Source organism: Burkholderia sp. 4NA327C6 (genome assembly GCF_005502655.1).
GTDB classification, from domain to species: domain Bacteria; phylum Pseudomonadota; class Gammaproteobacteria; order Burkholderiales; family Burkholderiaceae; genus Burkholderia; species Burkholderia contaminans.
In genome coordinates this window covers 33,913-59,864 of the sequence record NZ_SCNZ01000001.1, presented here as the reverse complement: position 1 = coordinate 59,864, position 25,952 = coordinate 33,913, and the positions used below count along the sequence as shown (strand labels likewise).

Sequence of the window (25,952 nt, the reverse complement as noted above, 5' to 3'; positions counted from 1 at the left end):
TTAGGCATTCAGTTTCATGGCGATCGACACAGCTGCTTTCCGGCCGCCTCACAAAAACTGGTATGACCACGCTCGACACGTCTGGACACGCGCGCGTCGCCCGCCAAGAATTCCTCCCTTCCGGCGTGCCGCGCCTCGCGCAGCCGCCTGCATGGTGGAGACAACCCCGATGAGTTTCACCTACGACGAACGGATCGACGGCCCGCTGGCGACCGTCGGCCGCGACACACTCGTCGCCGCGCTGCACGCGGCGGCGCCCGGCCTCGACGTGCTGCACGAACGCGAGGCGCTCAAGCCGTTCGAATGCGACGGCCTCGCCGCATACCGCACGGTGCCGCTCGCGGTCGTATTGCCCGATACGGTCGAGCAAGTGCGCGCGGTGCTGCGCGTCGCGGCCGCGCTCGGCGTGCCGGTGGTCGCGCGCGGCGCGGGCACCGGCCTGTCGGGCGGCGCGATGCCGCTCGAAAAAGGCCTCCTGCTCGTGATGGCGAAGTTCAACAGGATTCTCGACATCGATCCCGATGCCGGCATCGCGCGCGTGCAGCCCGGCGTGCGCAACCTCGCGATCTCGCAGGCGGCCGCGCCGCATGGCCTGTACTACGCGCCCGATCCGTCGTCGCAGATCGCGTGCTCGATCGGCGGCAACGTCGCCGAGAACGCGGGCGGCGTGCACTGCCTGAAATACGGGCTCACGGTGCACAACATCCTGAAGGTCGAGATCCTGACGATCGACGGCGATACGCTCACGCTCGGCGCCGACGCGCTCGACGCGCCCGGCTTCGACCTGCTCGCCCTGTTCACCGGCTCGGAAGGAATGCTCGGCATCGTCACGGAAGTCACCGTGAAGCTGCTGCCGAAGCCGCCGAGCGTGAAAGTGCTGATGGCGAGTTTCGACGACGTCGCGGAAGCCGGCGCGGCGGTCGCCCGGATCATCGGCGCGGGCGTGATCCCCGGCGGCCTCGAGATGATGGACAACCTCGCGATCCGCGCGGCGGAGGATTTCATCCACGCGGGCTACCCGGTCGACGCGCAGGCAATCCTGCTGTGCGAGCTCGACGGCTCGCCGACCGACGTCGACGAAGACACCGAACGCGTCGCCGCGCTGTTGCGCGACGCGGGCGCAACCGAGATCCGCGTCGCACGCGACGAGGCCGAGCGCCAGCGCTTCTGGGCCGGCCGCAAGAACGCATTCCCGGCGGTCGGCCGCATGTCGCCCGACTACTACTGCATGGACGGCACGATTCCGCGCCGCGAGCTGCCGCGCGTGCTCGAAGGCATTGCCGCGCTGTCCGCCGAATACGGGCTGCCAGTCGCGAACGTGTTCCACGCGGGCGACGGCAACATGCACCCGCTGATCCTCTTCGACGCGAACCGGCCCGGCGAACTCGACCGCGCGGAAGCGCTCGGCGGCAAGATCCTCGAGCTGTGCGTCGCGGCGGGCGGCAGCATCACCGGCGAGCACGGCGTCGGCCGCGAGAAGATCAACCAGATGTGCGTGCAGTTCAACGCCGACGAAATCACGTTCTTCCACGCGGTGAAGGCCGCGTTCGATCCGCAAGGGCTGCTCAATCCCGGCAAGAACATCCCGACGCTGCACCGCTGCGCCGAATTCGGCGCGATGCACGTCCATCACGGCAAGCTGCCGTTTCCCGAACTGGAGCGCTTCTGATGCGACGCGACATCGAATCGATCGACGACAGCGCGGCGCTCGTCGCGCAGGTCGACGCGGCGATCCACGACCGCCAGCCGCTGCACATCCGCGGCGCCGGCACGAAGGCGTTCCTCGGCCGCCCCGTCGAAGGCCGCACGCTCGACGTGCGCACGCATCGCGGCGTCGTGTCGTACGACCCGACCGAACTCGTCGTCACCGCGCGCGCGGGCACGCCGCTCGCCGATCTCGACGCGATGCTCGACGCAGCCGGCCAGATGCTGCCGTGCGAGCCGCCGACGTTCGGCGGCGCGGCAACGGTCGGCGGCATGTTCGCGGCGGCGCTGTCGGGCCCGCGCCGCCCGTGGGCCGGCGCGGTGCGCGACTTCGTGCTCGGCTGCCGCGTGATCACCGGCCACGCGAAGCACCTGCGCTTCGGCGGCGAGGTGATGAAGAACGTCGCGGGCTACGACGTATCGCGGCTGCTCGCGGGCAGTTTCGGCTGTCTCGGCGTCGTGACCGAGGTGTCGTTGAAGGTGCTGCCGAAGCCGCGCGCGACGGGCGATCTCGCATTACAGCTTGCCGTGGACGAAGCCGTGCAGCGCGTCGCCGCATGGCGACGCGCAGGGCTGCCGCTCGCGGGCGCCTGCCATGCGGACGGTGTGCTGCGCGTGCGGATCGAAGGCGGCGAGGGCTCGGTGAAAGCCGCGCGCGACACGATCGGCGGCGAGCGCATGGACGATCGCGACGATGCGTTCTGGGCCCGGCTGCGCGACCTGGCGCTGCCGTTCTTCGACGATCCGCGCCCGCTGTGGCGCGTATCGGTGCCGGCCTCCGCGCCGCTCGACGCACTGCCCGGCGCGCTGCTTGCCGACTGGGGCGGCGCACAGCGCTGGATAAAGAGCGACGCGGTGCCGGCCGACGTGCAGCGGTTCGCCGCGCAATGGGGCGGCCACGCGACCTGCTGCACGCCGGGCGCGACGCGCGAGCCGTTCCAGCCGCTGCCGCCCGCGCTGCTGCGCGTGCACCGGCAGCTCAAGGCGCAGCTCGACCCGCACGCGATTTTCAATCCCGGCCGCCTGTACGCCGACTTCTGACGCGAACCCGATCCCGACCCGCCGATGCAAACCAATCTCAGCGAAGCAAGCAAGGCCCTCGCCCGGGCCGACGAAGCGGAAGCGATCCTGCGCGCGTGCGTGCACTGCGGCTTCTGCAATGCGACCTGCCCGACCTACCAGGTGCTCGGCAACGAGCTCGACGGGCCGCGCGGGCGCATCTACCTGATCAAGCAGCTGCTCGAAGGCGAGCCGTGCGGCGAGCGCACGCAGCAGCATCTCGACCGCTGCCTCACGTGCCGCAACTGCGAGACGACGTGCCCGTCCGGCGTGCGCTATCACACGCTGCTCGACATCGGCCGCGCGGAAGCCGAGAAGCGTGTGCAGCGGCCCGCGCGCGAGCGCCTGCTGCGCGCGGGGCTGCGCCACGTCATACCGCGCCCGGCGACGTTCGCCGCGTTGCTGAAGGCCGGCCGCGCGCTGCGCCCGCTGCTGCCCGGCACGCTGCAGGCCAAGATCCCGGCCGCCGTCTCCGCGGCCGCACCGCGCCCGCCCGTGCGCCACGCTCGGCGCGTGCTGATGCTCGAAGGCTGCGTGCAGCCTTCGCTGTCGCCGAACACCAATGCGGCCGCCGCGCGCGTGCTCGACCGGCTCGGCATCAGCGTGAGTCCGGCGCGCGAAGCCGGCTGCTGCGGCGCGACCGAATATCACCTGAACGCGCAGGAGGCCGGCCTCGCCCGTGCACGCCGCAATATCGACGCATGGTGGCCCGCGATCGAAGCGGGCGCGGAAGCGATCGTGCTGACGGCGAGCGGCTGCGGCGCGTTCGTCAAGGAATACGGCGACCTGCTGCGCTCCGACCCCGTCTATGCGGAGAAAGCGCAACGCGTCAGCGCGCTCGCGCGCGATCTCGCCGAAGTGATCGCGGCCGAGCCTCTCGACGCGCTGGCCGGGTCGACGCCACGCCGCATCGCGGTGCATTGCCCGTGCACGCTGCAGCACGCACAGCGCCTCGGCGGCGCGGTCGAGCGCATCCTGACGCAGCTCGGCTTCGATCTGACGAATGTCGCCGACGGCCATCTGTGCTGCGGCTCGGCCGGCACGTATTCGCTGACACAGCCCGAACTCGCGACGAAACTGCGCGACAACCGGCTCGACGCACTCGAAGCCGCGCGGCCGGACCTGATTGTCACGGCCAACGTCGGCTGCCAGACTCACCTGAACGGCGCGGGCCGCACGCCTGTGCGCCACTGGATCGAGCTCGTCGACAACCGCCTCGTCAACTGACCAGATTCCGGAGGAATGCCATGCAGACGAAACCCGAACTCGAACTCGCCGATGCCGACCGCATGCTCGCCGCCGCCCGCGCGGAAGCGGAGCGTCACGGCTGGGCCGTGTCGATCGCCGTCGTCGACGACGGCGGCCACCTGCTCGCTTTTGCACGCCTGGACGGTGCATCGCCGGCCAGCGCCGCCATCGCGCAGGACAAGGCGCGCGCGGCGGCGCTCGGCCGTCGCGAGACGAAGGCGTATGAGGATATGATCAACGGTGGCCGCACCGCGTTCCTGAGCGCGCCGCTGACGGGGTTGCTCGAAGGCGGCGTGCCGGTCACGGTCGGCGGCCGGATCGCAGGCGCGATCGGCGTGTCTGGCGTAAAGTCCGAACAGGACGCGCAGATCGCCCGCGCCGGTACACAAAGCGTCGTGGCATAGCCAGCCAACGCGCGCGCGTTTTTCATTCCCCGGGAGGAATCACGATGATCGACCAAGCAGGACTGCAAGTCGCGCCAGCGCTGAGCCAGTTCATTGAAAACGAAGCGCTGCCGGGCACCGGCATCGACAAGGCCGCGTTCTGGAGCGGTTTCTCGGCCCTGGTGCACGACCTGGCGCCGCGCAACCGCGAGCTGCTCGCCGAACGCGACCGCCTGCAGCAGGAACTCGACACCTGGCACCGCGCGCACCCCGGCCCCGTGCGCGACCACGCCGCGTATCGCGCTTTCCTCGAACAAATCGGCTACCTCGTGCCGGTCCCGTCGAGCGTCGCGGCAGCCACCGCGAACGTCGACAGCGAGATCGCCACGCAGGCCGGCCCGCAGCTCGTCGTGCCGCTGTCGAATGCGCGCTATGCGCTGAACGCCGCGAACGCCCGCTGGGGCAGCCTGTACGACGCGCTGTACGGCACCGATGCGCTGCCTGAAGACGGCGGCGCCGAACGCACCACGGCCTACAACCCGACGCGCGGCCAGCGCGTGATCGACTACGCGCGCAACGTGCTCGACAACGCGGCGCCGCTCGCGAGCGGCTCGCATCGCGACGCGCTGCGCTACCGCGTGCAGGACGGCCAGCTCGCCGTCGAAACCGCGAAGGGCGTCGTGCATCTCGCGCAGCCGGCGCAGTTCGTCGGCTACCAGGGCGCGGCCGACGCGCCGTCCGCGATCCTGCTGAAACACAACGGCCTGCACCTCGAGATCCAGATCGACGCATCGACGCCGATCGGCCGCGCCGATCTCGCGAACGTGAAGGACGTCGTGCTCGAAGCCGCGGTCAGCACGATCATCGACTGCGAGGATTCGGTCGCGGCGGTGGACGCGGAAGACAAGGTCCAGCTCTACCGCAACTGGCTCGGCCTGATGCAGGGCACGCTGGTCGAGGAAGTCGCGAAGGGCGGCAAGACCTTCACGCGCCGCCTGAACGCCGATCGCGAGTACACCACGCCCGCCGGCGGCACGCTGTCGCTGCACGGCCGCTCGCTGCTGTTCGTGCGCAACGTCGGCCACCTGATGACCAACGGCGCGGTGCTCGACCGCGACGGCAACGAGATTCCGGAAGGGATCCTCGACGGCGTCGTCACGGTGCTGTGCTCGCTGCACGACCTGAAGGCGAAGCGCAACTCGCGCACCGGCTCGATCTACATCGTGAAGCCGAAGATGCACGGCCCGGCCGAAGTCGCATTCGCCGATACGCTGTTCGCGCGCATCGAGGATCTGTACGGCCTGCCGCGCAACACGCTGAAGATGGGCATCATGGACGAGGAGCGCCGCACCAGCGTGAACCTCGCCGCGTGCATCGCCGCGGCTGCCGCTCGCGTGGCGTTCATCAACACCGGCTTCCTCGACCGCACTGGCGACGAGATGCACACCGCGATGGAAGCGGGCCCGATGATCCGCAAGGGCGACATGAAGTCGTCCGCGTGGATCCAGTCGTACGAGCGCAACAACGTGCTCGCGGGCCTGTCGGCCGGCCTGCGTGGCCGCGCGCAGATCGGCAAGGGCATGTGGGCGATGCCGGACCTGATGCACGCGATGCTCGAGCAGAAGATCGCGCATCCGCGCGCCGGCGCGAACACCGCGTGGGTGCCGTCGCCGACCGCCGCGACGTTGCACGCGCTGCACTACCACCTCGTCGACGTGCAGGCCGTCCAGCAGGAACTCGAGAAGACGCCGTACGCAAGCGAACGCGACGCGCTGCTCGAAGGCCTGCTGACCGTGCCGGTCGTCGAGCGCGCCGCGTGGAGCGAGGCCGAGATCCTGAGCGAAGTCGAGAACAACGCACAGGGCATCCTCGGCTACGTCGTGCGCTGGGTCGAACAGGGCGTCGGCTGCTCGAAGGTGCCCGACATCCACGACGTCGGCCTGATGGAAGACCGCGCGACGCTGCGCATCTCGAGCCAGCACATCGCGAACTGGCTGCGCCACGGCGTGATCACCGAGGCGTTCGTGCTCGACGTGTTCAAGCGGATGGCGCGCGTCGTCGACCAGCAGAACGCCGGTGACCCGAACTATCGCCCGATGGCGCCCGGCTACGACCAGTCGACCGCGTTCAAGGCCGCGTGCGCGCTCGCGCTGCAGGGCACGTCGCAGCCGAGCGGCTATACCGAGCCGCTGCTGCACCGGTTCCGCCTCGCGTTCAAGGCGCAGCAGCACGGCGGTTAAGCGTCGGCGGGCTTCACGAAACGGGCGGCCGCCACGGCCGCCCGTTTTTCATTTTCGAGTTCGCCCGGCCGTTGAAACGGATAATCGGCGCATATCGCCCGCCTTCATTTTTCGCATGCGTTTGCCGATAACCGGCTGGAATCGACAGCGGCATGCCGCCCGCTCCGGCCCTTCGTGCCTCGAAGCCTTGCGCCACAACGCTTTGCACGGGATTCGGAAGGATGGCAATACCCGGTAATTTGATCCGGATCAACCGCCTGCAACATTTTTCGCGTGCGTGGACGCGCGCGTTATACTCCGTTGAATTCGCGTTGCCTGATTCGTCGGATCGTTGAATCGGTGCAGATGTCACCAGTAAATGCTTGATTTACCGGCATATCTGGCCGCGATTACCGATAATCGGCGCCCAATTTCCCGCCGGCCGGCAGGAAGGCGTCGGAATGGCCGCGTCACGGATCGCCGCCGGCACGACATACGAACAATCGCATCGGCCCGCCTCCCGGCGGCAATGCCCACCGATCCACAGATCATGGCAGAAACCGACTACGCAATGCCCAGCGAATCCGGCCTGACGAGCCGTGTCGCCGCACATCTGCGCCGGTTCCTGCTGCCGCACCTGATCTTCTACACCGGGCTGCTGATCGCGCTGGTCCTGCTCCTCCTGTGCGGGGTCGTGCTGTACGAAGGCCGCATCGATGCGCGCGAGCGCTCGATCGCGATGCAGCAGAATCTGGCGCTGATGGCGTCGTGGGACATCGAGCGCAACATCGAGATCTATTCGCTGTCGCTGCAGGCCGTCGTCGAAGGCGCGAGCGACCCCGACGTCGTCAAGCTGCCGATGCCGTTGCGCCGCCAGGTGCTGTTCGACCGTGCGACGACCGCCAAGTACCTCGGCGGGATCTACTTGCTCGACGCGAAGGGCGACATTGCGGTCGACGGCAAGAGCGACGTGCCGCGCACGGCCAACTTCAGCAACGAGCCGTACTTCGTCGTGCACCGCGATCACCCCGACGCCGGCCTGTACGTCAGCCCCCCGTATCACTCGCGGCTGCGCGGCGGCTCCCCGAGCATCGCGCTCAGCCGGCGGATCACGAAGCCCGACGGCTCGTTCGGCGGCGTCGCCGTGATGTCGATCCGGCTCGAATATTTCCAGAACCTGTTCTCGCGCCTGTCGCTGGGCGATCGCGGCTCGATCGCGCTGATCAACACGGACGGCAGGATGCTCGCGCGCGAGCCGTACGACCCGAAGATCGTCGGCCGCGACATCAGCCGTGCCAGCACGTTCCGGCGGTTCATGACGGCCAATGAAGGCAGCTTCGCCGACACCGCGTCGATCGACGGCGTGCGGCGCCTGTACGTGTTCCGGCATCTCGAGCACCTGCCGCTCATCATCATGGTCGCGCGCTCGGAAGCCGATACCTACGCCGCGTGGTACGACCGCGCGATTCCGATCGGCTCCGCGATGGTCGCGCTCGCGATCGGCTTCGTCGGCCTGTCGCTGCTGCTCGACGTGCAATTGCGCAAGCGCCACCGCGCGGAAACCGAGCTGCAGGCGCTCGCGCGCACCGACGGCCTCACGGGCCTCGACAACCGGCGGATGCTCGACGTCACGCTCGCGCGTGAATGGCGCCGTGCCGCGCGCTCGCAGCACGCGCTGTCGCTGCTGTTCATCGACGTCGATTACTTCAAGCGCTACAACGACACGCAAGGGCACCAGGCCGGGGACGACGCGCTTGCCGCGGTCGGCCACTGCATCGCCGGCTGCCTGCGCCGCCCGGCCGACTATGCGGCACGCTACGGCGGCGAAGAGTTCGTCGTCGTGCTGCCCGACGTCGACACGGACGGCGCGGTGTCGATTGCCGAGACGATCCGTACCGGCATCCTCGATCTCGGCATCCGGCACGACGCCGGTGCGTCCGGCCGCCTGACGGTGAGCATCGGCGTGACGACCAGCTATCCCGAACACGACGACGACTTGCAGGGCGCGCTGAAGCTGGCCGACGACGCGCTGTATTGCGCGAAGGAAGGCGGGCGCAACCGCATCGTCGTGCACCCGGCCGCTTCCGGCGGCCTCGCGGCGCGGCAGGCCTGAGCGGCCGGACACGCCACGCCGCCGAGCGACCGCCGGGCAGCCGCCGGGCCGCCGTCGCCGCCCGCGCGCAAAATCGCCGACAATGTCGCCTCGACACGCCGCCGCACGGCTGGCGCGCCCGGCGCGGCCCGCGCGGGTGCGCGACTGCTTCGCACCACCATGAGACTCAAGGCAAAGATCTTCCTTCTGGCCATCGTGCCGTTCCTGCTCGCGATCGCCGGCATCGGCTTCGGCGTGCGCCAGCAGGCGACGTCCCTCGCGCGCACGCAGCACGCGACGATCCAGGCCGCGTACCTGTCGAGCAAGGAAGTCGAGCTCAAGCACTATGTCGAGCTGGCGACGAGCGCGATCATGCCGCTCTACGACGCGAGCGGCCGCAACGCGCGCGACGACGCGATGCTGCGCACGCAGGCGCTCGCGATGCTGCAGAAGATGGATTTCGGCCCCGACGGCTATTTCTTCGTGTACGACCTGCACGGCAATTCGCTGATGCATCCGCGCGAGCCCGAGCGCGTCGGCCACAACTACTGGTCGATGCGCGACCCGCAGGGCGCGCTGACGATCCAGAAGCTGATCGGCGCCGCGTCAAGCGGCGGCGGCTACGTGCGCTACGCATGGCAGCGGCCGTCGACGGGCCGCGTCGCGCCGAAGCTCGGCTACGTCGTCGCGCTCGAGCGCTGGGGCTGGATGGTCGGCACCGGCATCTATCTCGACGATGTCGACACCGCGCTGCAGCGCATCGACGCACGCGCGTCCGCGAACATCGAGCGCACGATGAGCTGGCTCACCGCGATCGCGCTCACCGGCGCGGCGGCGATCGCCGTGTGCGCGCTGGTGCTGAACGTCAGCGAGTCGCGCAGCGCCGACGCGAAGCTCAAGCTGCTCGCCCAGCGCGTCGTCGAATCGCAGGAGCAGGAGCGGGCGAGGCTGTCACGCGAGCTGCATGACGGGATCAGCCAGATGATGGTGTCCGCGAAGCTGATGCTCGAATCCGCGCTCGCACGCTTCGAACGCGGCTCGGCGCGCATGCCCGAAGCCGAGCAGGCGCTGGCGTCGGGCGTCGGGCGGCTCGGCGACACGCTGCGCGAAGTACGACGCATCTCGCATGCGCTGCGTCCGTCCATGCTCGACGACCTCGGTCTCGCGGCCGCGCTCGAGCAGCTGGTGCGCGAGCTCGGCGCCGAAAGCGGCATCGACATCGGCTATACGCAGGTCGCGCACAGCGGCACCCGGCCGCTGCCGGAAGCCGTCAACACCGCGCTGTTCCGGATCGCGCAGGAAGCGCTCAGCAACATCGTGCATCATGCGCAGGCATCGCGCGCGGCCGTCACGCTCGACGTCGGCGCGCAATCCGTCACGCTGACCATCGCCGACAACGGCTGCGGCTTCGACGCCGAACGCTCGCAGGCCGACGCGCGCCGCGGCATCGGCCTGCGCAACATGCGCGAGCGCCTCGACGCGCTCGGCGGCATGCTGACGATCACGTCGCAGGTCGGCCACACGATCGTCGCCGCGCACGTACCGCTGCCCGGCGCCGCGTCATGACGCGCCCCATAACAGGAGACCTTTCACGCATGAGCGCCCCCGACACCGCCCGGCCCGTCGCCCGACTGTTGCTCGTCGACGATCACCCGCTCGTGCGCGACGGCTTGCGGATGCGGCTCGAAGCGGCCGACCTGTCCGTGGTCGGCGAAGCCGGCAACGCCGACGAGGCGCTCGCGCTCGCCGCGTCGCTCGAACCCGATCTCGCGCTGATGGACGTCGGCATGAACGGGATGAACGGCATCACGCTCGCGGGCGTGTTCCACGAGCGCTTTCCGGGCATCCGCGTGCTGATGCTGTCGATGCACGACAACGTCGAATACGTGACGCAGGCCGTGCGTGCCGGTGCGAGCGGGTACCTGCTGAAGGATTCGCCCGCGAGCGAGATCGTGCGCGCGATCGGCGCGGTGCTGGCCGGCCAGACGTTCTTCAGCGAAGGGCTCGCCGCACGGATGATCCAAGCGAGCGCGACCGCGTCGCCGCTCGACCGGCTCACGCCGCGCGAACGCGACATCCTCGACGCGCTGGCGGAAGGGCTGTCGAGCAAGCAGATCGCGCAGCAGACGGGGCTGTCGGTGCGCACGGTCGAGACGCACCGGCTCAATCTGAAGCGCAAGCTGGAAATCGAAGGGCAGGCGGAGCTGATCAAGTTCGCGGTCGAGCATCGGCGGAGGTAGGGCACCATCCCGGTTGCGCGAGTCACGCGCAGGTCAGCTTCCAATTTCATACTTGTCCAATCGACCTCACCCCAAGGACGATGGAATCCTTTCGCTTGCCGGAGCGGGCATCGTGCTCGTGTTTCGCATGACGCCTGCATGAACTCGTCGTGCGGCAACCGGCATCACCGGCAGATATCGGTGATCCAGGCCGAGGAGCGAAATCATGATGCGCCGTATCGCCGTTGTCGGCGACGAGTTGGAAACCGGGGGACACATCGTTGCGTATGCAGGGCCGCCATTCACGTTTGGCGACGCTGCCCATCAGGTTGCGCTAATCGGCGGCCTCGCGTTCTGCGAAGCATGCGGAAGTACTGGACAGATTGCCAAGGCCGGCGGACCGAAGCGTATCGAATTCATGGGCGAAACGGCAGTCGATGGCGACATCGTTTTGTGCCGGTGCCCGACACCGCCACGCATCGTCGCGGTGCTCTCCGGCAATTCATGGTGCGATGATGAAGCGGAAACGGAAGGCATCGCTTCTTCCGGATCGAATCCGCAACGCAATATGGCGGCCGTAGCCGCGGGCGTCTATGACGAATGCGTTCGCGCCGTCGGAAACGGCGCAGTGCCGGATTATCCGTACATCATCGAAACGTCGGACGGGCGTGTTCACTCGGGCCGACTCGATGCCACCGGATACCTGCCGCGTGTTCATACGAGCCTTGAGGGCACGTACACGGTCTATTGGGGCGACGAAGCGCTCGCACGACTGAGCGGGGATGCGTAATGCCAAACGCAAAAACAGTCGTGAGGACGACCACCGTGCAAAACTCGCACAAGGAAGTCCAGCTGAAGTCGGTGACGTTTTCCGAACTCTGGAACAACTATGCTCACGGAAATCCGTACGCTGACCCAAACGGACAGTACCAGAACCAGTGCGCCATCCGGATGAGTGTAACGCTGCACAACGTCGGCATCGAGATGAAGTCGTTTTCGCAGAAGCGGGTCCGGCCAATGCCAGGCAAGCCGACACTGGGCCGCCTCATGCTCAACGGCAAATCGACGGCTACACGCGCATACGAGTTTGCGGAATGGTTGAAGCTGCGCCCGATCGCAGGACTACCCGCTCCGGAGAACGTGACCGGCCCCGATTGGGAAAGCCGGGTCAGAAATCGCACCGGCATCATTTTTTTCTTCGGGTACTGGCAACAACAGGGCGACGCTGCCGACGACTTTAGCGGTGGACATATCGACCTCTGGAACGGTTCTCGCCTCCCGATATCCAGTACGAGAGGTATCTTCGCCTCGATAGGCCGACGCATCGGAATATCCAGCCTGCAGATTCCGCTCACGGATCTCGGCTACTCCGATCTGGCAAAATCGAAAACCATCCTTTTCTGGGAGATCAGGTGAAACGTGCAGGATTTTCGCTTGCGTACTGGGTCGCGGGCCTGATCACGACCTGGTTTGCATGCTGGATCGGGAGCCGAATCGACTGGCGCATTCATACCGGTTTGCGGTGGCCTTCCGATCGGAATTCTTGCCATGAAATCGACCTCTGCTCTCCGCCGTGGCCGATTACCATTCTGCTCATTGCGTTTCTGATCGGGCCATCACTTGCATTCGCCTTCGCGGGTTGGAGAATCAGTCGCCACCGCGTCACAGTAAAAAAATTGGGATCTTCTTTGATGGCCTTGGCAGTTCCCACGATGCTCATGTACATCGGTACATATGTCATTCGATAGCTTGATCGAATGAACAACGGTGAGAATGCGCTCTTCGTCGGATGGCCGGAAACGGATGGTGCCGCGTGCGTCGATGCGGTTATCGACGCTTGCATGCGGATGCTCGGCGCCCGCGCGTAACGCGCCGTCGGCGCCCAGCCATGAAAAAGGGCGCCCGAGGGCGCCCTTCGTCCATCCCGACCGCTTTGCCGGCGGCCGTCAGTTCGTCCGCGAATTATGCTTCTGCAGATACGCGATCAGCCCATCGATCCCGCCCGATGCGAGCTGGCTCTTGAACTGCCCCTGGTAGACCTGGATCAGCCACGCGCCCGACATGTCGATGTCGTAGATCTTCCAGTCGTTGCCGACCTTGCCGAGACGATAGCCGACCGACTGGCTGTCGCCCGGCGTCGTGACCGTCGACTGGACGAGCGCGTCGGCGCCCGACGCACCGCCGGCCTTGAACGAGAACTTCGCATCCTGGCCGCCGAGCTGCGCGAGCGATGCGGCGTAGGTGCGCGTCATCAGCAGCTTGAACTGTTTGTACAGCTCCTGCTGCTGTTGCGGCGTGGCCTGCTTCCACGCGTCGCCGACCGCGATGCGGGTCGTGCGCTCGAAGTTGGTCGCGGGCAGGAAGCGCTGCTCGACGACTGCCGAGACCTTCGCCATGTCACCGCCGCGTGCGGCCGGATCGGCCTTCATCGCGTTGACGGTGCCCTCGACCGCATTGCGGACGATGTCGACCGGCGCGCTCTGCGCGAAAGCGGAAACCGACACGGCGGCCGCCGCGACGAAAGCAAACAGATGACGTTCCATACGAATATCGCTCGATGAGAAAAAACGACCGGTTCATTGCACCGGCCGACGAAGCAAAGTATACCGGGCCCGGCGCCTCGGTGTGCCGACGTGACCGACTGTTACCTTTCAGCCTCCTTTGTCACAGGCGTGCAGCGGCGCGTCGAAGCAGCGCCGCGCCGATTATGTAAATATCCCCTTACAAACCGGCCGGCCACCGGTATCGATTCCGCCGCCGCGAACAAATCTCCTTCCCTCCCCGAAACCCCCAACGTCACGACCGCCGCCACGCTGCGCCGGTATACTTGGCTACTTTGCCCTTGCCAGCCGCTCCCCACCGCCACATGGTGACATCTCTCATCGTCCGACTCGTTGCATGGTCGGTACGCCGCCCCGTCTGGGTCGTCGTGCTGTCGCTCGTCATCGCCGCGCTCAGCGGCGTCTATGTCGCGCAGCATTTCAAGATCAACACCGACATCAGCAAGCTCGTCGATGCGGAACCGCAATTCGCCGCGCTCGGCCAGGCCGTCGACAAGGCGTTCCCGCAACGCAACGGCACGATCCTCGCGGTCGTCGAGGCGCCCGCACCCGAATTCGCGACCGCCGCCGCGCAGGCGCTGACCGACGCGCTGCAGAAGGATGCCGACGCCGGCCGCATCGGCCACGTCGCCGAGCCCGGCGGCGGGCCGTTCTTCGAGCACAACGGGCTGCTGTTCCTGTCGCCGCAGGAAGTCACCGATACGACTTCGCAGCTCGCGAGCGCGCGCCCGCTCGTCAACGAACTCGCGAAGAACCCCAGCCTCACCGGGCTCGCCACGACGCTGTCCACCACGCTCGGCCAGCCGCTGCTGACCGGCCAGGTGAAGCTGCCCACGATGGCGAAGCTGCTCGCCCGCAGCGCCGCGACGGTCGACGACGTGCTTGCCGGCAAGCCGGCCGCGTTCTCGTGGCGCGCACTGGTCGACAACGATGCCGCGCGTCAGCCCGCGCGCGCGTTCGTCACCGTGCAGCCGGTGGTCAACTACGGCGCGCTGAAGGCCGGCGCGGCAACCAGCCAGGTGATCCGCGACGCGGCCCGTTCGATCGACCTCGAGAAGCGCTACGGCGCCGTCGTGCGCCTGACCGGCGAACAGCCGCTCGCCGACGACGAATTCGCGTCGGTCGAGGATGGCGCGGCGCTCAACGGCGTCTTCACGCTGCTTGCCGTGCTCGTCATCCTGTGGCTCGCGCTGCGCTCGAAGCGGATGATCGGCTCGGTGCTCGTCACGCTGTTCGTCGGCCTCGTCGTGACCGCCGCGCTCGGCCTCGCGATGGTCGGCTCGCTGAACATGATCTCGGTCGCGTTCATGGTGCTGTTCGTCGGTCTCGGCGTCGATTTCTCGATCCAGTACGGCGTGAAGTACCGCGAGGAGCGCTTCCGCGATCCGCGCATCGATCACGCGCTGATCGGCGCCGCGCACTCGATGGGCATGCCGCTCGCGCTGGCCACCGCGGCCGTCGCGGCGAGCTTCTTCTCGTTCATCCCCACCGCCTATCGAGGCGTGTCCGAACTCGGCCTGATCGCGGGCGTCGGGATGTTCGTCGCGCTGCTCACCACGCTCACGCTGCTGCCCGCGCTGCTGCGCCTGTTCGCGCCGCCGGGCGAATCGAAGACGCCGGGCTTCCCGTGGCTCGCGCCGGTCGACGATTACCTCGACCGCCATCGCAAGCCGATCCTGATCGGCACGCTCGTGGTCGTGGTCGGCGCGCTGCCGCTGCTCGCGTTCCTGCGCTTCGACTTCAACCCGCTGCACCTGAAGGATCCGAACAGCGAATCGATGGCGACGCTGCTCGCCCTGAAGGATTCGCCGGAAGCGGCTGTCAACGACGTCACGCTGCTCGCGCCGACGCTCGCGGACGCCGACGCGGCCGCGAAGCGCCTCGACGCACTGCCCGAGGTCGGCCGCACGACCACGCTGTCGACCTTCATCCCCGCCGACCAGCCGGCCAAGCGCGCGGCGATCGCCGCCGCCGCGAGCGACCTGCTGCCCGCGCTGACTCAACCGCCCGCGCCGCCCGCGACCGACGCGCAGCGCGTCGCCGCGCTCAAGCGTGTGTCGGACCTGCTGAGCTACGCGGCCGAGGATCACCCGGGCCCAGGTGCGGCCGCCGCGCAGCACCTGTCGGCGTCGCTCGCGAAGCTCGCCGCCGCGGATGCCGCCACGCGCGACCGCGCCGAGCGTGCGTTCTCCGACACGCTGCGCATCGCGCTCAACCAGCTCGCGTCGCTGCTGCAGCCGCAGGACGTCACGCGCGAATCGCTGCCGCCGCAGCTCGTGCGCGACTGGGTCGCGCCGGACGGCCATGCGCTCGTGCAGATCTCGCCGAAGGTGCCGAAGGGCGTCGACCCGAACGACGACACGATGCTGCGCCGCTTCGCGAAGACCGTGAAGGCCGCGGAGCCGGGCACGACCGGCGGGCCGATCTCGATCCTGCATTCGGCCGACACGATCATCAACGCGTTCCTGCATGCGGCGCTGTGGTCGATCATCTCGATCACGGTCCTGCTGTGGGTCACGCTGCGCCGCTTCGGCGACGTGCTGCGCACGCTGGTGCCGCTGCTCGTGTCGGGCGTCGTGACGCTCGAGCTGTGCGTCGTGCTCGGCATGCCGCTCAACTTCGCGAACATCATCGCGCTGCCGCTGATGCTCGGCGTCGGCGTTGCATTCAAGGTGTATTTCGTGATGGCGTGGCGCGCGGGGCAAACCGGGTTGCTGCACTCGAGCCTCACGCATGCCGTCCTGTTCAGCGCCGCGACGACGGCGACCGCATTCGGCAGCCTGTGGCTGTCGCACCACCCGGGCACGTCGAGCATGGGCAAGCTGCTCGCGCTGGCCCTGACCTGCACGCTGATCGGCGCCGTGGTGTTCCAGCCCGTCCTGATGGGCAAACCGCGCGTCAAACGCGCCAAGAACCAATCGCAAGGAATCAATGAATAAGGTGCGAATCATTGCGGCGACCGTTGCCGCCAGCGCAGTGCTGTCGGGCTGCGCGACGGGACCGGACCGCAACCCCAACGACCCGCTCGAGCCGATGAACCGGGCGATGTACAAGTTCAACGACACCGTCGACACGAACATCGCGCAGCCGATCGCGAAGGGGTACCAGAAGGTCACGCCGACGCCCGTGCGCACCGCGATCAGCAACTTCTTCTCGAACCTCGGCGATCTCGGCAACATCGCGAACAACCTGCTGCAGCTTCGCATCACCGATGCCACCGAGGATCTGATGCGCGTGGCGATGAACTCGGTGTTCGGCGTGGCCGGCCTGATCGACATCGCGACGCCGGCCGGGCTGCCGAAGCATCACCAGGACTTCGGCCTGACGATGGCGCGCTGGGGCGTGCCGTCGGGCCCGTATCTCGTGCTGCCCGTGTTCGGGCCGAGCACGATCCGCGACGGCGTCGGCCGCGCGGTGGACGTGCGCTTCAACCTGCTGAACTACATCGAGCCGGCCGCGCGCAACCCGATGTACATCGCGCAGTTCATCAGCGCGCGCTCGGACCTGCTCGGTGCGACCGACCTGCTGAAGCAGGCCGCGCTCGATCCGTATTCGTTCGTGCGCGACGCCTACCTGCAGCAGCGCAAGTCGCTGACGTATCGCAGCCAGTCGTCGTCGGCCGCGCTGCCGACCTACAACGAGCCGGGTGAAGCGGGCGCCGTGCCGGCCGCAACGCCGGCCGTGCCGGGGCTGCCGAACTACGAGGATCCGGGCGAGTCGGGCGGTGCATCGGGCGCTACGCCGAACAACGCGCCGGCCGCGCCGGGGCTGCCGCAGTACGACGATCCGGGCGCGGACAACGCGATGCCGGCGAGCGCGCCTGCCGCTGCTTCGGCCGCTGCGCCGGCGGCGGCATCGGCGGCCGCACCGGCGACGCCTGCGAGCGCGTCGGCCGTGCCGCAGTAACGCTGCACCGGCCGTCGCCGCCAAGACAAAGAGCGCTGCATCTGCAGCGCTATTTTTTTGTCCGCGAGAAACGGAAGACCGGGGGAGAAGAGCGAGACAGGCGGCGCGCGCCGCTCAGGCGATCCGCATCGCGCCGGCACGCTCGAACGCATGCCGCGCCTGGATCAGCGTCGTGCGCGCCGCGCGCGCGTCGCTCGCGACCTGCAGCAGCGGGCCGAGCTGCGACGGCTGCTTCAGCAGTTCGCGCAGGATCGGCAGGATCGCCGTGCTGCCGTCGTCACGCAGGCCGGCCGTCGCCGCGCTCGGGAGCGTGCGCCACGCCGGATCGACGATCGCGCGGCACACCGCGAACGGTACGCCGCGCGCGGCCGCGAAGGCCGCCGCGATATGCGACTCCATGTCGACGGCGAGCGCGTCCTTCGCGCGATACAGCGACGACTTGTCCTGTTCGCTGATGACCGGTGCGCCGACGGCCGCGATCGTGCCGCGCGTGACGCGCGCCCAGACCGGCGTGTCGTGCAGCGCGGCGACGAGCCGTGCGCTCCAGCCCACGTCGGTCTCGACGCGGCCGAACGGCCCGTCGATCGCGTTCGCGACCACCAGCGCGCCGGGTGCCAGGTCGGGCGCGAGCCCGCCTGCCGTGCCGAAGCTCACGATGCCCGCGCAACCGCGTGCGGTCGCCTCGGTCAACGCGCGTTCGAGGCGGTCGGCCCGTGCGGCAAAAACGGCTTCGACGCCGTCGCCGCGCGCGATGCGCGCCTCGAACGCCATCCCCGTCACGGCGATGACGGGCAACGACCCGGTGGATTGCGGCGCCACGCGTTACAGCCCGACCGTCACGCGCGTCGTGTTGTCGCGCTTCAGGTTGCGATAGCGGGCCAGCGCCCACAGCGGGAAGAACTTGCGATAGCCGTGGTAGCGCAGATAGAACACGCGCGGGAAGCCGGTCGCCGTGAAGCGCGCCTCGTCCCACAGGCCTTCTTCGTTCTGCTCGGCGATCAGGTAGTCGATACCGCGCGCCACCGCCGGGTTGTTCACCTCGCCGGCCGCCATCAGGCCGAGCAGCGCCCACGCGGTTTGCGACGCGGTGCTCGGCGCCTGCTCGAAGCCGCGATAGTTCAGCTTGTAGCTGTCGCCGTCCTCGCCCCAGCCGCCGTCCTTGTTCTGGATCGACAGCAGCCACTGCGCGCCGCGCTTCATGCGCGGATCGTCCGGCGTCAGGCCGGCCGCGTTCAGCGAGCACAGGGCCGTCCACGTGCCGTACACGTAGTTCATCCCCCAGCGGCCATACCAGCTGCCGTCCGGTTCCTGCTCCTTGAGCATGTAGTCGAGTGCGCGACGCGCCGGCTCGCTGTTCAGCGGCGTCTCGCCGAGCTGCGACAGCATCGACAGGCAGCGGCCTGACACGTCGGCCGTCGGCGGATCGAGCAGTGCGCCGTGATCCGAAAACGGGATGTTGTTCAGGTAGTACTGCGTGTTTTCCGGTTCGAACGCGCCCCAGCCGCCGTCGCTGCTCTGCATCCCGACGACCCACTCGCGCGCACGCGCGATCGAATCGCGATACGCATCGTTCTGCTTGAGTTGCTGCGCGCGCTCCATCGCCACCGCGACCACCGCCGTATCGTCGACGTCCGGGTAGTGCGCGTTCGCGTACTGGAACGCCCAGCCGCCGGGCCGCACGTGCGGGCGGCGCGAAATCCAGTCGCCGCGCACGTCGAGGATCTGCAGCGGGCGCAGCCATTCGAGGCCGCGGATCGCGGCATCCTCGGCGCGCGGCTCGCGCGTTTCGAGCAGCGCGTGCGCGGCGAGCGACGTGTCCCACACCGGCGACAGGCACGGCTGGCAATACGCTTCGTCGTCGTGCACGACAAGCAGCTTCTCGATCGACTTGCGCGCGATCGCACGGTTCGGGTGATCTTCCGCGTAGCCGAGCACGTCGTACATCATCACCGCGTTGGCCATCGCCGGATAGATCGCGCCGAGGCCGTCCTCGCCATTCAGGCGCTCGTCGACGAACGACACGGCCTGGCGGATCGCGCGTTCGCGCGTGTAGTTCGGGAACAACCCGTCGACCGCGCGCAGCGCATGGTCGACCACGCGGAAGAACGCGAACCAGCCCGGGCTCTGGTGGCCCTGGCGCGGCAGCAGCCCGGCGTTGACGGGCGGATCGATGAACAGTTCGTCGATGCGCACGCCGCGCGGGTTCTTCGCGAGCGGGCGCTTCGCGTTCAGCACGAGCAGCGGCACGATCACCGTGCGCGCCCAGTACGACACCTTCGACAGATGAAACGGGAACCACTGCGGCAGCAGCATGATCTCGACCGGCATCATCGGCACCGCGCGCCACGGAATCGCGCCGTACAGCGCGAGCTGGATGCGCGTGAACACGTTCGACATCTCGGCGCCGCCCATCGCGTGGATGGCACGGCGCGCACGTTGCATGTGCTCGGCGTTCTCGTCGTCGCCGATCACCTTCAGCGCGAAATACGCCTTCACGCTCGCGCTGATGTTCGGCGCGCCGTCGGTGAACAGCGGCCAGCCGCCGTCGGCCTGCTGGATGCGGCGCAGATACTTGCCGATCTTCTGTTCGAGCTCGAGGTTCGGCGTCTCGCCGAGATAGTGGACGAGCAGCACGTATTCGGCGGGAATCGTCGAATCGGCTTCGAGTTCGTAGACCCAGTGGCCATCCGCGTTCTGCGCGGCCAGCAGCGCGTCGGTCGCACGCGCGACGGCCGTATCGACGCCGGCCGGCACGGCGCCGGCGGACAGGGTAGCCATTTCGGTGAGATCGTTCATCGGTCCCTCTTTTACTTACTGTGTCTGGAGCACGTCCGCGGCCAGCTGGCCGGAGCGGATCGCACCCTCGATCGTGGCGGGCAAGCCGGTGGCAATCCAGTCGCCCGCCAGCACAAGATTGGTCCAGCGCGTACGTACGGCCGGCCGTTTCATTTCCTGCGACGGCACCGCCGCAAAGCCCGCGCGCGGCTCGACGACGAGCTGCCACGCGGGGATGGCTTCCGGGTTCGCGCCGGTCACGCGCGCGACGTCTTCCCAGATGCGCCGCGCGAGCGTATCGCGCGGCGTGTCGAGCCAGCGGCCCGCGTCGCGGATCGTCGCCGCGAGCTGGCCGCCGCCGGTGCGCACCGCATCGACGACGCCGTTGATGACGGTGGTCTGCAGCGGATTGCCGGCCGGCGCTTCAGCCGCAAAATACGCGGTCACGACCGCGCTGAACGTGTCGGGCGCGGTGAGTTCCGGTACCAGCGGCTGCGCGACCTCGGGCGGCACGGCCAGCACGACGGCGTCGCCCGGTGCGAGATCGATCCGCTCGCCGCCGACCGAAACCGCATCGACCGCGTTGCCGTGCGCGCCGAATTCGAACGCGTCGAGCCGCGAGTTCAGCCGGATCTGCGCGCCGCCATGCTGCAGCATCCGCAGCGCGGGTTCGACGAATGCGCTGCCGAGGCCGTGTCGCGCGACGAGCGGACGGCAAGCGGCGCCGCCCGCGGAAAACGTGCTGCACAGCGCCGCGCGCGCGAGTTCGGCGCTCGCATGGCGCGGCTCGACGTTCAGCACACCGAGGAAATACGGCCGCAGCCAACGTTCCCACAACATGCCGTCGCATCGCATCGTCTGTGCGAGTGAGCGGCCCATGCGCGCGAACGCGAGCGGGGCGAGCGCGAGGTAGTCGAGCGGCGTCGTGTCCGGCGCGCGCGACGCGGCATCGAACAGCCACGACGGCCAGCGCCCGTTGCCGAAGCGCAGCGTCCAGCGCTGCTGCGACGCGACGTCGACGACCGGGAATTCAGGCAGCGCCGGCCCCGCGAGCTGGTCGGCCGCGCCGATCGCGCGCAGGTAGCGCTGCGTCGCGGGCTGTCCCGCGAACACCGTGTGCAGCCCGCTGTCGAGCGTCGTGTTCAGTGTCCCGTCGAACCAGGAGCGGCAGCGGCCGCCCGCGTGCGCGTGCGCGTCGTGCAGCACGATGCGCCGCCCGCGGCGTTGCAGTTCGACCGCGGCCGACAGGCCGGCAACGCCGGCGCCGATCACGTGGACGGTTCTGGGCATCGACTCGGTCGGCTCAGAACAGCGCGTAGCGCGCCGCGATCATCAGCATGCGCGCTTTCGGCTTGCGCAGCGGCGCGCGCGGGAAGGCAAAGCCGCGTGCGATCGCGGCTTCGAGGATGCAGCGATACGCGCCCGACATGATGCGCGGCGCCTTCACCTGCGCACGCGGGCAGGTATCCATCACCGCATCGGCCTGGCGGAAGTGCTCGAGCGCGCGCTCGACGAGCGTCGCGCACACGCGCGGCAGCGCCGGATCACGCACGATCGTCGCCGGGTCGGTGATCGCGATGCCTTCGCGCGCGAGCAGTTCGCGCGGCAGGTAGCAACGGTTGATCGCGGCATCGTCGTCGATGTCGCGCAGGATGTTCGTCAGTTGCAGCGCGCGGCCGAGGTGATGCGACAGCTTGATCCCTTCGGCTTCCGGCATCCCGAAAATCCTCACCGACAGACGGCCGGCCGCGCTCGCCACGCGGTCGCAGAAGAGGTCGAGCGTCGGTTCATCGGGTGCGCAGATGTCTTCGACTGCATCCATCGCCATCCCGTCGATCATCGCGTGGAAGTCGTCGCGCTGCAGGTTGAATGCGCGGATCTCGCGGTCGAGCGCGGCCAGGTGGCGCGGCGGGCGGCCGGCGAAGCACGCGTCGATGTCCGCGCGCCAGCGATCGAGGCCCGCGTTGCGCTCGGCGCGCGGCAGGTCGCTGTCGGCGATGTCGTCGACCGCGCGGCAAAACGCGTAGACCTGGAACATCGCATCGCGCTGCACGGCCGGCAGGATGCGCATCGCCAGATAGAAAGAACTGCCCGATGTGACGGCAGCGGCGTCGGTTTCTTGTTCGTCCACGACGGAATGGGAAACGGCCAAGACGAGCTCCACGGAGACACCCACGCGGGGCGATTGAAGAAGCCATGCCCGGCGGGGATGGTCAGGGTGTCAAATGCATGCGAGATGTGCGAACGATCGACGCAGACATGCACAAATTACCGGCCGGAAGCCGGAATTGGGCGAAAGTATAGCAATCTTTGAAGTTCGATGGCGGACACGCGCCACGGGCGGCGGCATGCCGGAAGCCGTTGGCCGGCAAGCGCGGCCGGCGCGGGCGGGCCCCGGCGCCGGCCGCGCGTCAGCCGTAAACGATGTCGCGTTGCAGGTCGAGCGCAATGAGCCCCATTTCGCGGGTGAGCTGCAGCATCGAGCGGCGCTCGAGGCGCGAGCCCATGAAGCTCGTCACGCGGCCGTCGGGCTCCGCGGTGAACTGGAAGGTCGCGCCGCCCGTGCCGAACCACGCACCCGGCACATCAGGCGATTCGTGCCAGTCGATCTGCGCGAACACGCGTGCGATGCCCGCACGCACCAGGTCGCCCGGGCCGATCGGCGGCGCGATGTCGCCGAGATCGTCGAGCGAATAGGGGCCCGGCTTGTCCGGCCTCCGGTAGAAGAGATAGTCGACGTTCATGGGGCGCAATCGGAAGCAAAGCAACAAATTAGCGTGGTTCGCGATAAATTCAAATCAGATACGCACGAAATGTGGCCTGTACGAGACAAGAGGACAGATCGAAGCCGGCCCGTCCGGGCGCACGGGTTCGTCTAAGATGACACCTTTCCCAAAATCTGAAGAGCCGGACATCATGGAGACGAACGCAAGCGCCACCCCGCAGTCCGATCATCCCGTTTTCGTGCTCGTGCACGGCGCCTGGCACGGCGCGTGGTGTTACGCGCACGTCGCGGCCGCGCTGGCCGCGCGCGGCCACCTGTCGATCGCGCGTGACCTGCCCGCGCACGGGATCCATGCCCGCTTTCCCGCCTCCTACTTCGCACGCCCGCTCGACAAGGACGCGTTCGGCGCCGAGCCGTCGCCGGTCGCGAACACGACGCTCGACGATTACGCCACGCAGGTGATGCAGGCGGTCGACGACGCGTACGCGCTCGGCCACGGCAAGGTCGTGCTCGTCGGGCACAGCATGGGCGGCCTTGCGATCACGGCGGCCGCCGAGCGCGCGCCGGACAAGATCGCGAAGATCGTCTATCTCGCGGCCTTCATGCCCGCGTCGGGCGTGCCGGGCCTCGATTACGTGCGCGCACCTGAAAACAAGGGGGAAATGCTCGCCCCGCTGATGCTGGCGAGCCCGCGCGTTGCCGGTGCGCTGCGCATCGATCCGCGCAGCGGCGACGCCGCGTATCGCGAGCTCGCGAAGCGCGCGCTGTACGAAGACGTGCCGCAGGCCGACTTCGAGGCCGTCGCGAACCTGATGAGCTGCGACGTGCCGGCCGCGCCGTTCGCGACCGCGATCCCGACGACCGCCGCGCGCTGGGGCGCGATCGATCGTCACTACATCAAGTGCCTGCAGGATCGCGTGGTCCTACCCGCGCTGCAGCAGCGCTTCATCGACGAAGCCGACGCGTTCGTGCCCGGCAACCCGACCCACGTGCATCAGCTCGACAGCAGCCATTCGCCGTTCATGTCGCAGCCGGCCGTGCTCGCCGGCGTGCTGGCGGACATCGCGAAAAGCTGAGCGCGGCACGCGCCCAGGGCATCCGCTCCCCGCACGGCGGGGCGGATGCGCTACCTATGCATACGCGACCGACCGGTCGCGCCCGAGCCGCTTCGCGCGATAGAGCGCGGCGTCGGCCTCGTTGACGAGCACGTCGCAGGTCGGCGCGCCCGCCTTCGCACACGCACCGCCGACGCTCGCCGTCACCGGCACGCTGACTCCTTCTGCATCGACCGGCACGCTGCCGATCGCATCGCGCACCTTGTCGGCCACCAGCATCGCCTCGTCGAGATTCGTGCACGGCAGCAGCAGCGCGAATTCCTCGCCTCCGAAGCGGCCGAACGTATCCTGCGCGCGCACGATCGACGCGACGCGGCGCGCGGTCTCGCGCAGCACGGCATCGCCGGCCGCATGCCCGAAACGGTCGTTGATCGTCTTGAAGTGGTCGAGATCGAACAGCAGCACCGACAGGTCGCCGCCATAGCGCTGCCAGCGCGCGAATTCGTCGCCGAGCCGCGCCTCGAAGAAGCGCCGGTTCGCGATGCCGGTCAGGCCGTCGCGATTCGCATGTTCGCGCAGCTTCGCGACCGCTTCCTCGCGCTCGCGCTGCATCACGCTCACGTGCGTGACATCCGAGATCGTCACGCACACGGCTTCGACGTCGCGGCCGCGCGTGAGCGGCATGAACGTGCAGTCCTGCTGCATGTAGTCGACGCCGCCCGTGATCGGCCGGTCGTGCTCGAAGCGAAACAGGTAGGGCCGCTGCTCCCACGAGCTGAACGCGAAGCTGCCGAGCTGGAACACGCTCTCGAGCTTGCGCGACAGCCACGCGCGCGGCAGGTCGGGAAAACAGTCGAACAGGTTGCGGCCGATCACGTCCGCGGCGGGGATGCCGCTGTGGTCCTGCATGAAGCGATTCCACATCAGCACGGTCATCGCGCGGTCGAGCACGAACAGGCCGAAGCCCACCCGCTCGATCACGAGGTCGCTCAGCGACGAGGTGGCGGCCGTCATAGCGCGGACAGCAACGCGTCGAGCGCGTCGCCCATCAGCCGGATCGAATCCTCGGCCATCAGCATCACGAAATGAGCCCGGAACGCGTGGTCCTCGAGCCCGAAGTTCACTTCCAGCAGCAATGCCACGCTCCATGCCAGCTCGGTCGGCTGGAATACGTCGTCGAACGACACGTTCGCGCCGAGCAGCCCCGGCGGAAAGAACACGGGCTTGCGGCCGAGCTCGTCGAGGATCGACGCGACGCACGCGCCCATCAGCACGTTCGCGACGTCGAACACGACTTCGTCGGGGGTCGCCATCCCGCCGTACACGCCATCGCCGAACGTGCGGTCGACGACCGACATGAGCCGCGCGATGCTCGCAGTGCGGCACAACACGATCGCTTCGCCCTTGATGTCGGAACGAAAGCCCTGGCGCACGGCGGTCACGTTGTCGTGAATGCCCGTCATCTCGCGCAGCGCGTCACCCGCGTCGGTCGCTTTCACGACCCGCACGCGCGGCACCGACAGCTCGATGAAGTGCCCGAGCAACAACGCGAGCCGCGCGGCGGCGCGGCCCATAGCGAGGTTGGCGATTTCCTGCAACGCGTCGCGTTGCTCCGCCGTGAACACCGAGTCAGGCATACAACCCATACTCCTTGAGAATGGGCAGCAATGCCTCCGACGTCACGGGCTTGGCTACGAATGCGATCGCGCCCAATTCGCGCACGCGTGCTTGCGCCTGCGGCTGAATATCGGCGGATACCACGATCACGAACGTGTTCAGATCTTCGTGGCGCAGTGTCTCGAGCACCTGATATCCGCTCATGTCGGGCATCGTCAGGTCCAGAAACATCACGGAAGCTTTGCCGTCACGATAGAGCGCCAGGGCCTCTCGACCATTCGCGGCATACGCGACTTCGACGTCCCAGCCTCCCGGCAGCGCCTTTGTCAGAAGTTTGCGAGCGAGCAGCGAATCGTCGGCAATTACAATCGGCAAAGGCATGGGGCGAT

General features: G+C 68.2%; 23 protein-coding genes. 13 read left to right on the top strand and 10 right to left on the bottom strand.

The window, feature by feature from the left end; all coding sequences use genetic code 11:
• Positions 1-169 precede the first annotated feature (169 nt).
• The 5 genes from glcD to FFS49_RS00270 are packed head-to-tail and all read left to right on the top strand — an operon-like array spanning position 170 to position 6,634.
• Positions 170-1,669, top strand: coding sequence for a glycolate oxidase subunit GlcD (gene glcD, locus FFS49_RS00290; RefSeq protein WP_047851402.1), 1,500 nt, complete (start codon positions 170-172; stop codon positions 1,667-1,669).
• A complete protein-coding gene (gene glcE / locus FFS49_RS00285) occupies positions 1,669-2,745 on the top strand; it encodes a glycolate oxidase subunit GlcE (protein WP_071333762.1) in 1,077 nt (358 codons plus the stop codon). Before glcD ends, glcE begins: the two co-directional genes overlap by 1 nt.
• A gap of 24 nt (positions 2,746-2,769) precedes the next feature.
• Positions 2,770-3,990, top strand: coding sequence for a glycolate oxidase subunit GlcF (gene glcF, locus FFS49_RS00280; protein WP_071333761.1), 1,221 nt, complete (start codon positions 2,770-2,772; stop codon positions 3,988-3,990).
• A gap of 20 nt (positions 3,991-4,010) precedes the next feature.
• Positions 4,011-4,415: a heme-binding protein gene (locus FFS49_RS00275; RefSeq protein ID WP_046548803.1), complete on the top strand. Its 405-nt coding sequence runs from the start codon at positions 4,011-4,013 to the stop codon at positions 4,413-4,415.
• A 44-nt stretch (positions 4,416-4,459) separates the two neighbouring features.
• Entirely contained in the window at positions 4,460-6,634 is a 2,175-nt protein-coding gene (locus tag FFS49_RS00270) for a malate synthase G (protein ID WP_105818359.1), read from the top strand.
• A gap of 13 nt (positions 6,635-6,647) precedes the next feature.
• On the opposite strand, the gene FFS49_RS41810 is transcribed toward FFS49_RS00270, so the two are convergent.
• The gene (locus FFS49_RS41810) at positions 6,648-6,788 is read right to left on the bottom strand and encodes a hypothetical protein (RefSeq protein WP_171026702.1); all 141 of its coding nucleotides are present in this window, start codon (positions 6,786-6,788) and stop codon (positions 6,648-6,650) included.
• A 375-nt stretch (positions 6,789-7,163) separates the two neighbouring features.
• Here FFS49_RS41810 and FFS49_RS00265 point away from each other — a divergent pair, with 375 nt between their 5' ends.
• The 5 genes from FFS49_RS00265 (at position 7,164) to FFS49_RS00245 (ending at position 12,340) form a co-directional block, all read left to right on the top strand.
• Entirely contained in the window at positions 7,164-8,726 is a 1,563-nt protein-coding gene (locus FFS49_RS00265; RefSeq protein WP_105818360.1) for a sensor domain-containing diguanylate cyclase, read from the top strand.
• 159 nt (positions 8,727-8,885) lie between these two features.
• Positions 8,886-10,271: a cache domain-containing protein gene (locus tag FFS49_RS00260; protein WP_105818361.1), complete on the top strand. Its 1,386-nt coding sequence runs from the start codon at positions 8,886-8,888 to the stop codon at positions 10,269-10,271.
• Between the two features lie 29 nt (positions 10,272-10,300).
• Positions 10,301-10,945, top strand: a complete 645-nt coding sequence (locus FFS49_RS00255; RefSeq protein ID WP_105818362.1) for a response regulator transcription factor — start codon at positions 10,301-10,303, stop codon at positions 10,943-10,945.
• A 205-nt stretch (positions 10,946-11,150) separates the two neighbouring features.
• Positions 11,151-11,714: a PAAR domain-containing protein gene (locus tag FFS49_RS00250; RefSeq protein ID WP_105818363.1), complete on the top strand. Its 564-nt coding sequence runs from the start codon at positions 11,151-11,153 to the stop codon at positions 11,712-11,714.
• Positions 11,714-12,340, top strand: coding sequence for a type VI secretion system amidase effector protein Tae4 (locus FFS49_RS00245; protein ID WP_137910212.1), 627 nt, complete (start codon positions 11,714-11,716; stop codon positions 12,338-12,340). The genes FFS49_RS00250 and FFS49_RS00245 overlap by 1 nt, the downstream gene beginning before the upstream one ends.
• A gap of 530 nt (positions 12,341-12,870) precedes the next feature.
• Here FFS49_RS00245 and FFS49_RS00240 read toward each other — a convergent pair.
• Complete coding sequence (locus FFS49_RS00240; RefSeq protein WP_105816270.1) at positions 12,871-13,467, bottom strand: ABC transporter substrate-binding protein; 597 nt, start codon at positions 13,465-13,467, stop codon at positions 12,871-12,873.
• A gap of 323 nt (positions 13,468-13,790) precedes the next feature.
• Between FFS49_RS00240 and FFS49_RS00235 the strand changes: the two genes are divergently transcribed.
• Together FFS49_RS00235 and FFS49_RS00230 are read left to right on the top strand one after the other, a co-directional pair.
• A complete protein-coding gene (locus FFS49_RS00235; protein ID WP_105816269.1) occupies positions 13,791-16,424 on the top strand; it encodes an MMPL family transporter in 2,634 nt (877 codons plus the stop codon).
• Positions 16,417-17,391 carry a VacJ family lipoprotein gene (locus FFS49_RS00230; RefSeq protein WP_071333757.1) on the top strand — a complete coding sequence of 325 codons (975 nt, stop codon included), beginning with the start codon at positions 16,417-16,419 and terminating at the stop codon, positions 17,389-17,391. Before FFS49_RS00235 ends, FFS49_RS00230 begins: the two co-directional genes overlap by 8 nt.
• A gap of 114 nt (positions 17,392-17,505) precedes the next feature.
• On the opposite strand, the gene FFS49_RS00225 is transcribed toward FFS49_RS00230, so the two are convergent.
• The 5 genes from FFS49_RS00225 to FFS49_RS00205 all read right to left on the bottom strand — a co-directional run bounded on the left by FFS49_RS00225 (position 17,506) and on the right by FFS49_RS00205 (position 22,910).
• The gene (locus FFS49_RS00225) at positions 17,506-18,162 is read right to left on the bottom strand and encodes a phosphorylase (protein ID WP_220497403.1); all 657 of its coding nucleotides are present in this window, start codon (positions 18,160-18,162) and stop codon (positions 17,506-17,508) included.
• A gap of 51 nt (positions 18,163-18,213) precedes the next feature.
• Entirely contained in the window at positions 18,214-20,187 is a 1,974-nt protein-coding gene (gene shc, locus FFS49_RS00220) for a squalene--hopene cyclase (protein ID WP_105816268.1), read from the bottom strand.
• A gap of 15 nt (positions 20,188-20,202) precedes the next feature.
• Positions 20,203-21,456, bottom strand: coding sequence for a hydroxysqualene dehydroxylase HpnE (gene hpnE / locus FFS49_RS00215; protein WP_105816267.1), 1,254 nt, complete (start codon positions 21,454-21,456; stop codon positions 20,203-20,205).
• A 13-nt stretch (positions 21,457-21,469) separates the two neighbouring features.
• Positions 21,470-22,318, bottom strand: a complete 849-nt coding sequence (gene hpnD / locus FFS49_RS00210) for a presqualene diphosphate synthase HpnD (protein WP_105816266.1) — start codon at positions 22,316-22,318, stop codon at positions 21,470-21,472.
• 259 nt (positions 22,319-22,577) lie between these two features.
• Positions 22,578-22,910 (bottom strand): hypothetical protein, encoded by a 333-nt coding sequence (locus tag FFS49_RS00205; protein ID WP_039344657.1) that lies wholly within the window; start codon positions 22,908-22,910, stop codon positions 22,578-22,580.
• Positions 22,911-23,082: 172 nt separating this feature from the next.
• Here FFS49_RS00205 and FFS49_RS00200 point away from each other — a divergent pair, with 172 nt between their 5' ends.
• The gene (locus FFS49_RS00200; protein ID WP_105816265.1) at positions 23,083-23,967 is read left to right on the top strand and encodes an alpha/beta fold hydrolase; all 885 of its coding nucleotides are present in this window, start codon (positions 23,083-23,085) and stop codon (positions 23,965-23,967) included.
• Between the two features lie 54 nt (positions 23,968-24,021).
• Here FFS49_RS00200 and FFS49_RS00195 read toward each other — a convergent pair whose 3' ends face one another.
• Genes FFS49_RS00195 through FFS49_RS00185 form a run of 3 tightly spaced genes read right to left on the bottom strand, consistent with a single transcriptional unit; the run spans position 24,022 to position 25,944 of the window.
• Positions 24,022-24,960: a diguanylate cyclase gene (locus tag FFS49_RS00195; RefSeq protein WP_039344653.1), complete on the bottom strand. Its 939-nt coding sequence runs from the start codon at positions 24,958-24,960 to the stop codon at positions 24,022-24,024.
• Positions 24,957-25,583 (bottom strand): chemotaxis protein CheC, encoded by a 627-nt coding sequence (locus FFS49_RS00190; RefSeq protein WP_039344650.1) that lies wholly within the window; start codon positions 25,581-25,583, stop codon positions 24,957-24,959. The genes FFS49_RS00195 and FFS49_RS00190 overlap by 4 nt, the downstream gene beginning before the upstream one ends.
• Positions 25,576-25,944 (bottom strand): response regulator, encoded by a 369-nt coding sequence (locus tag FFS49_RS00185; RefSeq protein ID WP_039344648.1) that lies wholly within the window; start codon positions 25,942-25,944, stop codon positions 25,576-25,578. Before FFS49_RS00185 ends, FFS49_RS00190 begins: the two co-directional genes overlap by 8 nt.
• Positions 25,945-25,952: the final 8 nt, after the last annotated feature.